15 protein-coding genes and 1 tRNA gene are annotated in these 14,104 nt (G+C 38.6%); 3 read left to right on the top strand and 13 right to left on the bottom strand.

From position 1 onward, the window contains the following. Positions 1–28 precede the first annotated feature (28 nt). Together QE422_RS18630 and rbfA are read right to left on the bottom strand one after the other, a co-directional pair. A complete protein-coding gene (locus tag QE422_RS18630) occupies positions 29–1,267 on the bottom strand; it encodes an ABC transporter permease (protein WP_307461652.1) in 1,239 nt (412 codons plus the stop codon). Positions 1,268–1,270: 3 nt separating this feature from the next. Further along, positions 1,271–1,630 carry a 30S ribosome-binding factor RbfA gene (rbfA, locus tag QE422_RS18625; RefSeq protein ID WP_307461649.1) on the bottom strand — a complete coding sequence of 120 codons (360 nt, stop codon included), beginning with the start codon at positions 1,628–1,630 and terminating at the stop codon, positions 1,271–1,273. A gap of 89 nt (positions 1,631–1,719) precedes the next feature. Between rbfA and mce the strand changes: the two genes are divergently transcribed. After that, the gene (gene mce, locus QE422_RS18620) at positions 1,720–2,118 is read left to right on the top strand and encodes a methylmalonyl-CoA epimerase (protein WP_295222142.1); all 399 of its coding nucleotides are present in this window, start codon (positions 1,720–1,722) and stop codon (positions 2,116–2,118) included. A gap of 61 nt (positions 2,119–2,179) precedes the next feature. Continuing rightward, positions 2,180–2,253, top strand: a tRNA-Ile gene (locus QE422_RS18615). Positions 2,254–2,807: 554 nt separating this feature from the next. Here the strand turns inward: QE422_RS18615 and QE422_RS18610 are convergent. The 9 genes from QE422_RS18610 to QE422_RS18570 all read right to left on the bottom strand — a co-directional run bounded on the left by QE422_RS18610 (position 2,808) and on the right by QE422_RS18570 (position 11,329). Further along, positions 2,808–3,881, bottom strand: coding sequence for a glycosyltransferase family A protein (locus QE422_RS18610; RefSeq protein WP_307461646.1), 1,074 nt, complete (start codon positions 3,879–3,881; stop codon positions 2,808–2,810). Next, entirely contained in the window at positions 3,872–5,137 is a 1,266-nt protein-coding gene (locus QE422_RS18605; RefSeq protein ID WP_307461643.1) for a hypothetical protein, read from the bottom strand. The genes QE422_RS18610 and QE422_RS18605 overlap by 10 nt, the downstream gene beginning before the upstream one ends. Position 5,138: 1 nt before the next feature. Further along, positions 5,139–5,636 (bottom strand): hypothetical protein, encoded by a 498-nt coding sequence (locus QE422_RS18600; RefSeq protein WP_307461640.1) that lies wholly within the window; start codon positions 5,634–5,636, stop codon positions 5,139–5,141. 262 nt (positions 5,637–5,898) lie between these two features. After that, positions 5,899–6,444, bottom strand: a complete 546-nt coding sequence (locus QE422_RS18595) for a DUF6134 family protein (protein ID WP_307461638.1) — start codon at positions 6,442–6,444, stop codon at positions 5,899–5,901. Positions 6,445–6,633: 189 nt separating this feature from the next. Next, positions 6,634–7,203 carry a DUF4840 domain-containing protein gene (locus QE422_RS18590; protein WP_307461635.1) on the bottom strand — a complete coding sequence of 190 codons (570 nt, stop codon included), beginning with the start codon at positions 7,201–7,203 and terminating at the stop codon, positions 6,634–6,636. 792 nt (positions 7,204–7,995) lie between these two features. Next, entirely contained in the window at positions 7,996–9,402 is a 1,407-nt protein-coding gene (locus QE422_RS18585) for a porin family protein (protein WP_307461634.1), read from the bottom strand. Continuing rightward, positions 9,392–10,018, bottom strand: a complete 627-nt coding sequence (locus QE422_RS18580) for an RNA polymerase sigma factor (RefSeq protein ID WP_307461632.1) — start codon at positions 10,016–10,018, stop codon at positions 9,392–9,394. The genes QE422_RS18585 and QE422_RS18580 overlap by 11 nt, the downstream gene beginning before the upstream one ends. Before the next feature lie 167 nt (positions 10,019–10,185). Beyond that, the gene (locus tag QE422_RS18575; RefSeq protein WP_307461631.1) at positions 10,186–10,671 is read right to left on the bottom strand and encodes a hypothetical protein; all 486 of its coding nucleotides are present in this window, start codon (positions 10,669–10,671) and stop codon (positions 10,186–10,188) included. A gap of 82 nt (positions 10,672–10,753) precedes the next feature. Next, positions 10,754–11,329, bottom strand: coding sequence for a DUF4840 domain-containing protein (locus tag QE422_RS18570; RefSeq protein ID WP_307461630.1), 576 nt, complete (start codon positions 11,327–11,329; stop codon positions 10,754–10,756). Positions 11,330–11,790: 461 nt separating this feature from the next. On the opposite strand from QE422_RS18570, the gene QE422_RS18565 reads away from it, so the two are divergent. Next, complete coding sequence (locus tag QE422_RS18565) at positions 11,791–12,783, top strand: phosphotransferase (RefSeq protein ID WP_307461628.1); 993 nt, start codon at positions 11,791–11,793, stop codon at positions 12,781–12,783. A gap of 91 nt (positions 12,784–12,874) precedes the next feature. Here QE422_RS18565 and QE422_RS18560 read toward each other — a convergent pair whose 3' ends face one another. Both QE422_RS18560 and QE422_RS18555 read right to left on the bottom strand, forming a co-directional pair. Continuing rightward, positions 12,875–13,198, bottom strand: coding sequence for a nuclear transport factor 2 family protein (locus QE422_RS18560; protein ID WP_307461627.1), 324 nt, complete (start codon positions 13,196–13,198; stop codon positions 12,875–12,877). 20 nt (positions 13,199–13,218) lie between these two features. Next, entirely contained in the window at positions 13,219–14,010 is a 792-nt protein-coding gene (locus tag QE422_RS18555; protein WP_307461625.1) for an SDR family oxidoreductase, read from the bottom strand. Positions 14,011–14,104: the final 94 nt, after the last annotated feature.

Here is a 14,104-nt window from a genome sequence, read left to right as displayed (position 1 = left end):
GGTACAAAAAAACGAACACGGGAACGTGTTAATTTTTAGTAATATACTCCCTGCTGATTTTTGAAAATACCCACGAAATACCAAATCCAAACAAGGAGGCGGTAAGGGCAACGATCAGGTAATTCTGGCCGACAATTTTTACCGGGAAAGGTAGGGTTTCGTTGGCTTTAAAGAATTCGGTGTACTGCTGGAAGTAGCAAAGGCCTGTTCCCAGGATCAGCCCCGAAATGATTCCCAATACGACGATCAGGATTCCGGTATAAAAATATACCTGCCGCAGATGGCTTAATGGGAAACCTAATGAGACCAAAGATTTGGCCTGTTCTTTCTTATCCAGCTGAAGGATAATGATGGCACCTGCCAGGTTGAAGGTGGTAATGAAAATAACCAGTGCAAAAATTAAATAGATAAATAACTTTTCGGTATTGATCATTTTCCAGAATGCGGCATTCTCTTCCTGTTTGGTTTTGATTTCGATCTCTTTTCCTGAAGGTGTCTTTTCACCTGTAAGGCTGCCTCCGAGAGAAGTGGTAAGCTGCTGTTTTACGGCATCGGCATTTTCAGGGTTTTTCAGCCTGATCACGATCTGATAGGCTGAATTTTTCGGAAGATTGAGTAATTCCTGCGTCAGTTCGATCGGCGCGATGATGTAATTGTCGAGCTGGTCTTTTCCGGGGAAAAGTCCGGTGACCAAAATGTCTTTTTTATTGTAAATATCCTCTTCCTTGTTGATGATCCCGGTTCCCGGCTTCGGCATGAATACCGTGGCATAGCCGTTTTCCGTAGCTACCGGAACAGACAGCCGGATGTCCAGTGAATTTTCCATCAGGACTTCATTGGAATACTTAAAGCTGGGATAAACGCCGTAAAAAATCTCTTTATTGATCGGGTTGACGGTCGTATAAGCCGAATCAACGCCGCGTAAATAGGCGATATCGCCTTTTCCGTTAAAGCTGATGTAGACTTTTTCCTCAATGACCCTGGAAAAATGGCTGATCTCATTGTTGTTTTTTAAAACCGAAGTGATCTGATCCAGGTCTTTCAGCGTCTTTCCGGAAGTGCTTTTGATGGTCAGGTCGGCGTGAAGGTTGGAAATCAGGTCCTTGTTGAGATCTTCCAGTCCTGAAAATACGGAGATGATCACAAACATTGCCGTAACGGCTACCGTCATTGCACCGACCGCCAACCAGGTAATAAAGGTCACGGCCGTGCTGCCTTTTTTTGACAAAAGGTATCGGGAAGCAATATAAAAGGCAATGTTTTTCAAGGGTTACAAAATAGGATTATCGCCTTCGCCTCTCAGTTCGCGCTCCAGTTTTTCAACATCGTCCAGCGTGGTATCCAGGTAAAAATTAAGATTCGGGATCACGCGCACCTGCTTGGCCATTTTCTGGCCGATAAAATTGCGGTACTGGGCCTTGTTTTCCTCGATCTCTTTCATTACCGCCTTACGGTGTTCCTGCGGGAAGATGCTTAAATAAATCTTGGCAATGCTGAGATCCGGCGTCACCTTTACATCCGAAACCGATACCAGAATGCTCTGCTTGCTTTCTGATGCCTGCTTGCGGAAAAGCTCTGCGAAATCTTCCTGTATAATCTGGGCTACTTTTCTTTGTCTGTTACTTTCCATAATTTCTGCAAATTTAGTACTTTTGTTTGAATTGGTACCCCGAAATCTGGTAGCCGACTCAAAATTACGACTTAATTTATTTATTCTTTATGAAATTAGAACATATCGGGATTGCCGTACAATCCTTAGGGGTTTCCGACGAACTTTTTGCGAAGCTGCTGGGAAAAGAATCCTACAAAAAAGAATCGGTGGAACGGGAAGGGGTAACCACTTCCTTTTATGCCGCCGGTGAAAGCAAGATCGAGCTGTTGGAAGCGAGCCGGGAAGACAGTCCGGTTTCCAAATTCATCGGCAAAAAAGGGGAGGGCATCCACCATCTGGCTTTCGGAGTAGAAGATATTGCGGCCGAAGTGCAAAGACTGAAAAAAGAAGGTTTTGAATTTATCTCTGAAGAACCCAAAGAAGGTGCTGATAATAAACTCGTTGTCTTCCTTCACCCGAAATCCACCAACGGCGTCCTGGTAGAATTGTGCCAAGAAAAACCATAAAAAATTTTGTAATGCCGGAAATTTTGTTATTTTTGCAGTCACAAAATTCAGCCAATTTTGCGGTCCTATAGCTCAGTTGGTTAGAGCACCTGACTCATAATCAGGTGGTCCTTGGTTCGAGCCCAAGTGGGACCACGTTGAAAAGCACTTACAACTGTAAGTGCTTTTTAGTTTTTATATTATTAAGATTTAAACTTTTATTGCAAATGTATTTATTGTAAAATAAAATTTACCTGTATGACTATCGGAATTACAATCTATATTTAAAAAATTATTTTCGTTTAGATATTATTTTCATTATACGCAGAGATTAAGATACGATTTACTAAGACTAAATTCTCGATAAGTAAAAATGCCATTTTAAACCCAATTACTGCACCAAATTCTATTTTCTGAGAATTGCCATTCATAGGAAATACACACGATAGGTACGCGTTATGCTACCATGGTCTTGGGGAAAACTTTAAAATTCAGTCATACTTCTTAATTTGCTATTTTTAAAGCCTTTATCTTTTCTACATACTGATTTTGTTTTTCGGCAGCGACTGATCCTTCAGCCGCTTCATTTCTTTTTAAGCTTTTAACAAATTTTCCAAAGTAAGAATGTCTCTGAAAAAACAAGTAGAGTGTGAGATCTCCTGCGTTTACTTACTAAGGATGTATAGTTCCACTGCCATTAGGAGAACTGCTTATGCTCTATAAATAAGATCGTCATCCTTTCTAAAATTTTCATTGATTTTATGCCTTAACTTTCTTCTCACGCTCTTTATAACAATAAAGCGAACCAAAAATTGAAAGACTCCTTTTTTTATCCTTCTCCAATATCGGTATTTTTCAAAAAATTGGTCAAAATCAGTAGGGCTATCAGTGGTGGTGAAGTATAAAAATGGTTTTGACAGCATTCTGATTTCTTCTTTCTTTAAATTTTGAAAAACAGGGAACATCCAGCATTTTATAAGGTTATGCAACAAATATTTTTGCCCTTTATCAAGCGGCATTCCTATATACCTTAATTCAAAGGGTTCGTGCTGAATGAAAAGAGCTAAGTGGAAGTATTTTTTTGGATATAGATCAAATTTCATATAAAATTTTTCCAAAATTTCTCTCCATTGATATATCTGAATCAATACACTATCGCAGTCTCCATTGATTATTATGTGATTTTGATTCTCATGGCTTCTATGATGATAAATAGCGTTTGGATTTTCACCGATACGGGATGTTAAAGCAAGTAATTGATGGGAAAATAAACCATCTTCACACGGTTGTATACCTTCTGGAAATTGGATCTCTTTATATGATCTTAAAAAATCCCTTTTTAAAAACATAGCGCAGGTCGGAAGTGCAGGGATGGGAACATTACTATTACAGAAATAACTACCCAATATAGTGATGTCAGTGTCTTGATATATGGAAACAACATATGATGTTTCAAGAAACTCTATACCAATAGTGTCATCTGAATCCATGAAAAAGATGTATTGTCCGGTAGCATGCCTGAGCCCCAGATTTCTTGCAGCCGAAACTCCTGCATTATTTTGATGAAAATATTTTATTCTTTTGTCATGTCTCAAGAATTCCTGGCAGATATCCGCGGAATTATCAGTACTTCCATCATTTACTAAAATCAGTTCAAAATCTTCTAAACTTTGACAGAGTACACTGTTTACTGCTTCTGATAAAAATTCACTCGTATTAAATATTGGCATGACTACTGATACCAGAAAATCTTTTCTATTCTGAGCAGATTTATTTATATCCATTGGTTAAGGTTTGATTTGTTTATATGAAATTCCCTGTAGGTAAAAACACCATTTTTAAACCCGATTACAGCGCCAAAATCTATCAGCTCAGTAGTGCTATGCATCGGAAATACACATGATCGGTAGGCATTATGCTCTACCATGGGCTTGGGGAAAACTTTAAAATTCAGACCATCTTTTGATACCGCGAGATAGAGACTTTCCGAGGTATACCTTTTCACATCTCCTACCGCAATGCATAAAAAATAATATCCATCCACATAGGATGCCTGCAGATGCCAGGGTGCATCTTGGGGATTGTCTTTTTTCCAGGGTTTATTTATAAAATTCACCACTTTACTTTGTTTAAATTCAGAGAAATCCAAACCATTGGCGGATGTTCTTCTGATGACGTAGGAAGGATTATTTCCGGGAAAATTGGAACTGATATTATTCTCCACTTCAAAGCTTATATACTGACTGCCGTTATACACAAAAGATGGCGATAGGATATGGTTGTTTTTTGGCGAATAAGGTGGATTGCTGGTATAAGCAACTTCCATTGGCGTCCAGGAAACTCCGTCTTTAGAGGTCTGGCGCACAATGGTGCGTTGGGCATTCTTCATTAATTTTCTGCTATTGTTGATGCTTTTTGCTCCTCTTTTCCTTAATGCCTGGGCCTTTATCATGCTGCCTCTGAAATAAAGCGAAAATTCTCCATGTTCATAATTCCAATCTACATCAGACCAGAACCCCTGAACTTCCTCTCCTTTTCTCTCTCTGAAACTTTCACCAATGCTTGGAGCCATTTGTATAGGGCCACAATTACCTTTGGGACAGGTCCAGTTACGTCCGTCATTTGAAACAACAACTGTAGGATTTTCAAATCTTGTAGATAGTTTTACATTTCCCACACTGCCAAAAAATGGCGTGAAGACCATCCAGTATTTATATCCGTTGAATCCGGAGGGAAAATATTCCACATCCGGGTGGCAATAGCTAAAATTTGGATTGCTGATGTTTTTGATCAGGGAAGACTCATTTTTACCGGGATAATTTGCATTTGCAAGAGTGTTAATGTTAATGGTACCCTTATCGGTAAAGTATTCGATAACACCTGTATATTCCTTTTTGTTGTCCGGAATAGTGGGTACGTTTTCCGGAAAAAATGGATCTTCACGTTCTGAACATGCTGCTATCTGTGAGCATGCTATAATTAGCGAAAAAAATAAAAATAAAGAACAGCTCGTTTTTTTTCTGGATAGATTGAGTATCATATTACCGAACAAATTTTTCGTTAATTACAATATTTCCATTATGGTCCTTATCAACAATAATTAGCAAAAGAGGAGATGAAATGTAGGAGTGGATTTTTCCAAGTTTAACACCGTAGGTAAATATTATTTTTCCATCCCTGTTGTCTTGGAGGCTTAACGGAATTAAATTAGTCTCTTTCTGGGTATCTGGCTTCACTACGGCAATCACGTATTGTTTTGTAAAGTCAATTTTAGTAGGTAGTCCATCTTCACCCATCACTGCAGCGGAACTAAATATTTTATCAAACTGGGCCTGAGTTTCAACCTTGGATTCCGTGATTTTACCTTTAACTGAATAATTAATAAAATACCCGTGGGCCACCTTAAAAGGAATAGGATCTGGCAGGTGTTGTAGCTTTCTTTTTTCTGAATCGTTTTTAAATTCTTTTTTTTGCGCATTTAGATGGAATGCAAAAAATAGCGCTCCTAAAATAAGAGCAGTTGTTTTGGTTTTATTCATAAGTTTAGTTTTGACAGTTTACAGGAAAGATTAATCAAATACATTTGATTATCGTGTAGTGATCGACAGTTCGTAACGGTTAATTAGGATAAAGGATTAATACAGATATCTAGTCCTAGAGACCCTATTTAATAAAATGAAAAAAGCCGTAAAGCAGAAATTCGAAGCTAAGACGTTGATGGTTTTCTTGCGCGCATTATTCTTATCTCTGAAATTATTCTTAACAATGTCAGAAGTCTTAGCATGGTTCTCGACCAGATTTTTATTTTCGTACTAATTGTAAAGTCAACAGGTCGCTTTTAATAATAATCCTGCTGCATTGTCCATTTTGAAAAATATAGGTACTGCTGCTTTCATCTTTTCCCGGAATAATATATTGATGGGGAGAAGTTTCTTTTACATTGACCAGTTTCTGCTGGTTATCGGAATATATTGCATTAACTTTTTGGGGTTCGTTAAACAGCAGACTTAGCATATTATCGTGTATTTCTCCTAACCCTACTGTGCGGGACTGGTTCCCATCATGTACCGTGTAAGAACTTCCTAAGCGTTTTATTGATTTGTCGGTTTTAATTTTATCATTGGCTTGTCGAAATATGGAACCATATTGCAAAATTCCATTTTCAAACCGTGCGTGTTCTTTACCTTGAATGACCACTCTTTTAATAAGAAAATTAATATCTGCAGAGAAGTGCAACGTGATATTAAAATTTTGATCATTACCCATCTTTTTAACAACGGTGTTGCCTACCACCTTATCATGATGAATGACGTCATAATATAGAACCGTGTTTTGCGCGGATGCCATTGTTGAAATGAATATTAAAAATACCAGTGACTGGATACAGTAAGTTCTCATATGTAGTTCTTTTTTATTACCGGTTGAAACGCTAAGTATAGTAAACTCAGCTAGCTGTTTCTGATGCTTTGTTTTGCATCTAATAAAGTGTTAAGCACCCCATTCACTACGGCATGGGGTATTCTCAGGATCTTTATGCTATTTGGCACTGAGATTTTTGCATTGAATGAAATTGAAATTTACCGGAGCGGCAGTTACAGATTTTCCATCCACGGAAATCTGAGTAACCTGTAACTCAAAGTTGATCAACTTTGTATAAGCGTTATATACCGGCTGCTTATATACATTAAAGGTTACAGCAACTTTCTTCGTTTTCCCATCTTCAAGGACATCAAATTTCATTTGCTCCGGGGTAGCATATACATCGATTATTCCGGACTCAATTGAAACTGCTGAGTAATCCATGGTGAGCAAACCGAACGGTGTTTTAGCCAGTGCTGCCTGTGCCTGCTTACTGTCTTTTACAACCAATGGAATAATCTCGTCCAGGGGGATTTGGCTCAGCTCTATGCCTACGCCCCCAATACTGAATTTGGTAGTATATTTTTTTATAGCACTCCCTTTTACACTAAGTTCTCCTGAATATTCGCCTCCTACAGCCTGTGTATTGTCCGTGGTAATAAAGGTATCTTTTTTACAGGAAGTGAAACAAAGAGCTGATATAGCCAGAACTGCGGTTAATGTTTTTGATATTGTTGAAATTCTCATTTTTGTGTGTGATTAATGATTTGATTAATGTAATTATCTTGAGTACTCATTTAATAAATGCAGCTTTTTAAAAACCTTGCATGAAAAATATAGGTATTTAAATAAATTATTGATTTGCAGTTAATTAATTTTAAATACTTACCATTAATCACATTGTATGCATCGCTTTCGGGTAGGGAAAACCGGAACTTATAATCTAGTCGAAGGGTACTTAAATAAGTTGGCGAAGAGAAATGGAATGGCAAAATATCCGTCAGAGATTTTATATTTAATCCAACCTATAAGAACCTTTTAAAAACAGGTGATAGAAAAAATAACTTCCAAAAGTGACGGTAATTTTATAAATAAAAAATCTATGGCTTTATTGATAGCTATAGTTGATGGATGAGATCAGTTAGAAATCAATTTTGATTGCTTTTACTATTTCGGTAAATGACAGTATGCTGAATACGATTTAAATAAATCATCAGCTTCATAAATAAATATGAAGAGTAAATCAGAATGGAGACTCATAAAACCTTAAATACGACGTCTGGTTTAAATTTGGCTCAGACCATATGAAGACAGGGAATTGCCAGCATATAGCTCTGAATGGGAATTAGGAAGTGATTTAAACCGGATAAGCTACCGTCAATTGCAACCTCAGTAGCCAGGTAAAATACTTCATGGATCATAATATTCTCTATTTACCAGGAATAAATAGAGAATATTTTTTTTACAATAAGCTACGCCTTTGAGAAAACTTCTACTGTATTTATGATCTATGATAATCAGTAATTAAATATCATATGTCTAATCTTTAGCATTTATAGTATACCTTAGTCCTGTACGTAAGCTGAAGCCAGCAGGATTTCGTTCCGTATTCGCTTCGTTGGAGTTATTTTCACGGAAGAAATATCTAATGCCCGGTTCTACATATAATCCCAGGTTTTTGCTGAAACGGTATTCTATTCCCGGGGCTGCTGCAAGCGAAAACCTGACATTCTGAGGCTTGTAGGAAGGATCGTTATCGGAGAAACTGGCTCCTGCCACTTCATAGCTATTTGTTCTTTTTGATGCCACAGCGAAATCGACCTGCCCGCCCGCACCGACGTAAACACGAACTTTTGGTTTATTGATAAAGCGGTAATTCAACTGGACAGGTACACCGATATAGTGGGAAACCTGCTTGATGGAATAATTATATTCATCTGATCCGGCTTCAATCTCAGAAGAAAGTTTTGTATAAAACAGTCCTGAGCTTAGGCTCCATTTTTTTGAAATGTCCGTATTTACAGATATTCCAAAAGATAATGCTTTGTTTTTTCTGATGGTTGAATTCACCTGCTGATTCTGGTTACCGGCTAAAATATCCGATAAGTGGTCTGATCCGGGTCCGATTACGTGGGTTGAATCAGCACCCGCGGCTATATTATCGAATGAGGCATAACCATTGGCTACGGAACTTGCGCCAGGGATCACTCCGGCAGATAATAAACTCCCCCCTAATACTTTCAGGATATTTGGCTTTTTGGCCTTGGCCATCAGTTTTTTATTGATGGTAAGATCCTCAAGAAGTTTTTCCTTTTTGATGAGCTCATTATCTTCTTCGTTTGGTTTCAGTATTTGCGGAATACCGTTGGAACTGTTCGCATCAGCCTTTGGTGCATTATTGTTAGCTGAAAGTACCTTGTTATCTGGAAGTACGTTGTTGTCTGAAAGTACCGGTTCCGTTGTACCAACTTTCGGTACGGCGGCAGCTATACTTTGATCAGCATCTTTGCGATTGCTGCCAAACTGGTCTTTCAAATTTATTTTAACAGCTTTTCTCTGCTCTTTGGCACTTTCCAGATCGCTAAGCTCAGGCATCGTTTGGCCAACCTGTGTGTCGTTCTGCTCACTTGTCAAAAGATCCGCCCCATCATTTTGAGGTGAAGAAGATGTATCAACAGGTTTCTTCGCTCCGGCTATCTGGTTTTTACCGGATGGTGAAGAATTATCGTTTAAAAGAAAATAGGAAACGAACATCACCAAAAGGCATGCTGCGATAGATGCCGCAAAGGTAATCACCCGGGCAATCGGAAATTTCTTCACCGGCGCCAGTTTTTTATCCTCTTCAGGAAAAAGGCGTTCTTCTATTGATTCCCAAAAATCATCTTTATACTGCGGATCATGGTCATTGACCTTCTCCCGCAATTTATTTAACCATTTATCGTCCATAGTGCCTTTCATTACTTTGTTTGTAATCGGTAATTTTTTTCGCCAGAATCTTTTTTGCCCGGTGAAACTGGGAGGCTGACGATGCCTCTGCTATACCCAGTCGTTTTGCTATCTCTTTATGACCCATGTCTTCAAATACAAATAAGTTAAAAACAGTCCGGTATCCAACAGGGAGTTCCTGAATCATCGAATATAAAACAGATGAGGGAACATCTTGCATTTCAGGCTCATCAGATTCATCCTCATGATCCGGAATTTCCTGCGGATCAACCGGTTCTTCCATATTTTTAGTTGAGGTTCGCAAATAGCCAAGTGCTTCATTGATGATTATCCTCGTCATCCAGGCCCTCAATGAACCATCTCCCCGATACTCAAACTTATCGATGGACTGAAACATTTTTACAAATCCTTCCTGAAGGATATCATTGATCTGTTCGCTATCGCTGACATAACGACCGCAGATTCGGATAAGATCCTTTGCATACAGATTATAGAAATACTTCCAGGCATTTTTGTCTTTCTTTAAAAGATCATTGACCAATTCCTGTTCTTCGGAAATAACTACTTTCAAGGGATTGGGAGGCATAGGTTTTTCATCATCAAATTTTAATGACAAATTTAGGTCATTTATAGTAAAGTTTATGTTACACGTGGCAAAATTCATAAAAATTCAACTTTTTTTATTAGAGAGTTTGGACAGACTCTTTTCCAGAATTGAACGTGAAAAAAAAGGGACACATTCACTTGGAATGTTTGTCCCCTTCATAACCACATCAAATTAAATCACTTTATTTCTATTGCTTTGAGATCTCCCGGACCTGCAGTTTGTTTGTCCACTATGAGGATAAGGCTTGTAAGGCTGCTATAGCCCTGTTTTTTTCCGACATGCTTTCGGTAAAGAAGCACCAATGTTCCGTCTGCCTTTTTAGTTACTGATTTTGCTTCCAGCGATACCATATTCTTACTTTGCTGCCCGATAACAGCTAATACGATCTGCTTTGAAAAATCTATTTTCGTCCCTGAAGATTTCATTGTCGAAGCAGCACCGAAGTATTTGTCAAACGCCTCCTGGGTTACAATTTTGACTACACCTGGTTTAGCATTGTTATTGGTAAAATAACTTTTTGCTTCTTTAAATGGTATGCTTACCTGTTTTATAGTTTGGCTTTTTGCCGCAGCTAAAGGCTTTTGAGTAAGTTTAGCTTGTGCGAATGTGATGTTTGAGCTGATTGCTGTTGCAAGGGCAGCTAATAAAAAAGTTCTTTTCATTTTTTCTGTCATTTTGATTGTTAATACTGGAACGTTCAATATGACTATGCAAAATTAGCTGTAGCATAGTCATATATGATCACTATTTAGCACTTAGGTTTTTGCATTGAAAAAACTTATAATTAATAGGTGCAGCGGTTACCGCAGTGCCATCGACCGTAATTTGCGTGGACTGCACTTCAAAGTCAATCGTCTTGGTAGCTCTGGTATAGACCGGCTGATTGGTAACATTAAATGATACAATCACTTTTTTGGTTTTTCCATTTTCAAGAACATCAAACTTCATCTGTTCAGGGGTTGCGAAAACGTTAATAATTCCGGATTCAGAGGCTACAGCTGAATAATCCATGATAAGTTGGCCATAAGGTGTTTTCGCTAAGGCGGCCTGTGCCTGAGTAGCATCCTTAACAACCAATGGCATGATTTCATTCAACGGTATCTGATAAAGATCTATCCCTACGCCTCCAATACTGAATTTAGTAGGGTATTTTGTGGTAGCGGTACCTTTTACGGTAACTTCGCCTGAATACTCTCCGCCAACAGCTGTAACGTCTGTTGGTTTGATATAAGTGTCATCATCTCTCTTGCATGAGATGAATAAAAGGCTTGTTAACGCTAACATTGCCACTACAGATTTTGATATTGATAGAATTTTCATTTTGAATTGTTTAAATATTTTTAATTAATGTCGTTATCTTGAGTACTCATTTAATAAATGGCGCAATTGCGAAAACCTTGCACCTAAAAATTAAATAAATTTTGATTTTTTAATTAACCTTTTGAAAATGAGTATTTTAATTTTATTATTTTATGGCTGTTTGCCTTTGTATTTTATGTAATTCCTGAACCATTCGCTTAGAACTCACTGTATTTTTGAAATATTATACTTTCACAAGTAGCTTAAAATGCGTTATATTGTATTTCTGGTCAGGATCAATTATTTATACCGATTAAAAATTATTTGGAGAAGATTAGCAAATAAAAAAGCAAAATAAACCGGGACTTAAATGATATAATCGTTCCTCAAAACATCCCTTCAAAACACTTAAAAAACCAGTATTGTGATCAATAATTTTTAACACATTCCCTATCTTTACACCTGCCATAAAGTAAGGACGAATGACAAAGAAATTTCCGGCCATCAACAGTACGCTTTCACCCCATGCACTTGGTCAGCTTATTCAACAACAATATGGACTGAGCAACAAAACGGAATGTAAGGTATTCCGGCTTGCGATGAATCATTTATATATTGTTGAGGATGGGGAAGATCAATATGTTTTCCGAGTGTATACCTATGATTGGCGGACGAGGCTGGAAATTGAAGAAGAGCTGAGGCTTTTAAACCTTTTAAAAGAAACAGGCCGGCCGGTTGCTTTTCCAATAGCGGATCAATCAAAACAGTTCATTCAGGAGATGGAAGCACCGGAAGGGACCAGATTCGGAGTTCTGTTTTCGTATGCGAAGGGAATAAAAACGGCAAAATTTTCGCAGGAGACCAGTTTTCTCATCGGGCAGGCGTTGGCAAAAGTTCATCAGTCGACAGAAAACCTTAAGCTGAAAAGAATGTCTTACAATACTGAGAACCTGCTTAGTAATCCTGTTTCAAGAACAAAAGCATTCTATCATCGAAACACCAGCGAGATTAAATTTTTAGAAACCCTATCTGAATTTTTAACGTTGAGAATGGATCGTATTAACCCACAAAAGATGAGATACGGAGCGGTTCATCTTGACGTCTGGTTCGATAATCTGCATATTGACGATGAAAAGGAAATCACCTTTTTTGACTTTGATTTCTGTGGCAACGGTTATTTATGCTTTGATGTTTCTTATTTCTTGTTTCAGCTGTTTACCACGCATTTAAACGAAGACGAGTATCACGCAAAAGCAGACTGTTTTATCAAAGGTTACGAAACAGTAACTGAAATCAGTAACGAAGAAAAAGAATTCTTACCCTTCGCCTGTTTAGCCATCATGACCTATTACATCAGCGTTCAGTGCGACCGGTTTGACTACTGGACGAACATCTTCCTGAATGAAGACCATCTAAAAAGAATGGTTGGAAATCTGAAACGATGGATGGCTTACCACAAGATTGAGATTGCGTAACAAATGAAATACATCAACAATATAATAGCAAATTCTCAATTGTAATAAACAAAAAAAATTGAAAAAAAACGGCTAAAATTTAGCTGTTTTTTTATCCCGTAACTTTCAATGACTGTATGGCGCCATTGTTAATTTGCAGATGATAGCTTAAGACAATCGGGCTGCCGGGAAACGTTCCTGAAACTTCCGCTTTTAAAATGCTTTCCGTTCCATTTTCTTCATAGCTTAAAGGCTTCATAACCGATTGATAACGGGTGTTAGCATCTGAGATCCAATGTTCTATTTCTTTTTTTCCGTGGTGCGTTTTTCCTTCATCAAAAACAACAGCGGTCTCGGAAAAACAATTCGCATAGGCAACGCTGTCAAAATCGTCCTGGGCTTTTACCAAATCGGTGATCACTTGAGGTAAATTCATATTTTATTTTTTTTTAATTATTACACGGTGGGCACGGTACCCCCGTCGATGACAAATTCAGTTCCCGTTAAATAACCTGCTCTCGGTGATACGAGAAAACCAACCAATTCAGCGACTTCTTTCGGTTCGGCAGGCCTTCCGAAGGGGATTCCGCCCAAGGCATCCATCACTCCCTGTTGGGCTTCTTCGACGGTACTGTTTGCATTTCTTGCAATTTCACCGAGCCAGGCTTCCGAGGCCGTCGTATTGATCCAGCCCGGAGAGACCGTCAGTACCCGGACACCTTTTGGGGTAACTTCGTTCGATAAGCTTTTGCTGTAATTTCGCAATCCGGCTTTTGCGGCGGCGTACGGTAAGGTGGAATCGTACAAAGGGAGTTTGCCCTGTATGGAAGCGATGTGGATGATAACCCCGCTTTTCCGGTCGATCATTTGGGGTAAAAATCCCCGGTCCAGCCGGATCGGAGCAAGCAGATTCGCTTGTAAAGTCGATTCCCAATCTTCATCGGTTAAGGCCTGGAAGCCTCCGGCAGGTGTAGCAGAGGAACCCAGGTTGTTGACCAGAATATCCAACTGGCCATAAGAAGACAGTACTTCGCTGATTACTTTTTGTGCTCCTTCCGCTGTACTTAGATCCGAGGCAATAAAATGCATACGGCTGTTCTCGTTTTCAGGGGCATTTCTGGCTGAGATGATAACGGTGGCGCCGGCTTGCAACAGCCTTTCTGCAATTGCTTTTCCTGCTCCTTTTGTACCTCCGGTTACCAGTGCAATCTTGCCTGATAACTCATTGTTAAAATTAAATTGTTCCATTTTTTAGAATTGTTTATAGGACAAAATTGGGGTATAAAAACAGTTTGCACAAGTACGGAATTACGATTCATATAGGGATAAATTATTCCCCTAT

It is taken from the genome of Chryseobacterium sp. SORGH_AS_0447 (assembly GCF_030818695.1).
Classification (GTDB): Bacteria; Bacteroidota; Bacteroidia; order Flavobacteriales; family Weeksellaceae; genus Chryseobacterium.
This window is presented reverse-complemented; position numbering and strand designations above follow the sequence as displayed.

What these genes read in the sequence shown, in the direction of transcription:
- rbfA (WP_307461649.1), bottom strand. Translation starts at nt 1,630, where the DNA reads ATGGAAAGTAACAGACAAAGAAAAGTAGCCCAGATTATACAGGAAGAT.
- QE422_RS18560 (WP_307461627.1), bottom strand. Translation starts at nt 13,198, where the DNA reads ATGAATTTACCTCAAGTGATCACCGATTTGGTAAAAGCCCAGGACGAT.
- QE422_RS18585 (WP_307461634.1), bottom strand. Translation starts at nt 9,402, where the DNA reads ATGGACGATAAATGGTTAAATAAATTGCGGGAGAAGGTCAATGACCAT.
- QE422_RS18590 (WP_307461635.1), bottom strand. Translation starts at nt 7,203, where the DNA reads ATGAGAATTTCAACAATATCAAAAACATTAACCGCAGTTCTGGCTATA.
- QE422_RS18570 (WP_307461630.1), bottom strand. Translation starts at nt 11,329, where the DNA reads ATGAAAATTCTATCAATATCAAAATCTGTAGTGGCAATGTTAGCGTTA.
- mce (WP_295222142.1), top strand. Translation starts at nt 1,720, where the DNA reads ATGAAATTAGAACATATCGGGATTGCCGTACAATCCTTAGGGGTTTCC.
- QE422_RS18575 (WP_307461631.1), bottom strand. Translation starts at nt 10,671, where the DNA reads ATGAAAAGAACTTTTTTATTAGCTGCCCTTGCAACAGCAATCAGCTCA.
- QE422_RS18605 (WP_307461643.1), bottom strand. Translation starts at nt 5,137, where the DNA reads ATGATACTCAATCTATCCAGAAAAAAAACGAGCTGTTCTTTATTTTTA.
- QE422_RS18565 (WP_307461628.1), top strand. Translation starts at nt 11,791, where the DNA reads ATGACAAAGAAATTTCCGGCCATCAACAGTACGCTTTCACCCCATGCA.
- QE422_RS18600 (WP_307461640.1), bottom strand. Translation starts at nt 5,636, where the DNA reads ATGAATAAAACCAAAACAACTGCTCTTATTTTAGGAGCGCTATTTTTT.
- QE422_RS18555 (WP_307461625.1), bottom strand. Translation starts at nt 14,010, where the DNA reads ATGGAACAATTTAATTTTAACAATGAGTTATCAGGCAAGATTGCACTG.
- QE422_RS18595 (WP_307461638.1), bottom strand. Translation starts at nt 6,444, where the DNA reads ATGGCATCCGCGCAAAACACGGTTCTATATTATGACGTCATTCATCAT.
- QE422_RS18610 (WP_307461646.1), bottom strand. Translation starts at nt 3,881, where the DNA reads ATGGATATAAATAAATCTGCTCAGAATAGAAAAGATTTTCTGGTATCA.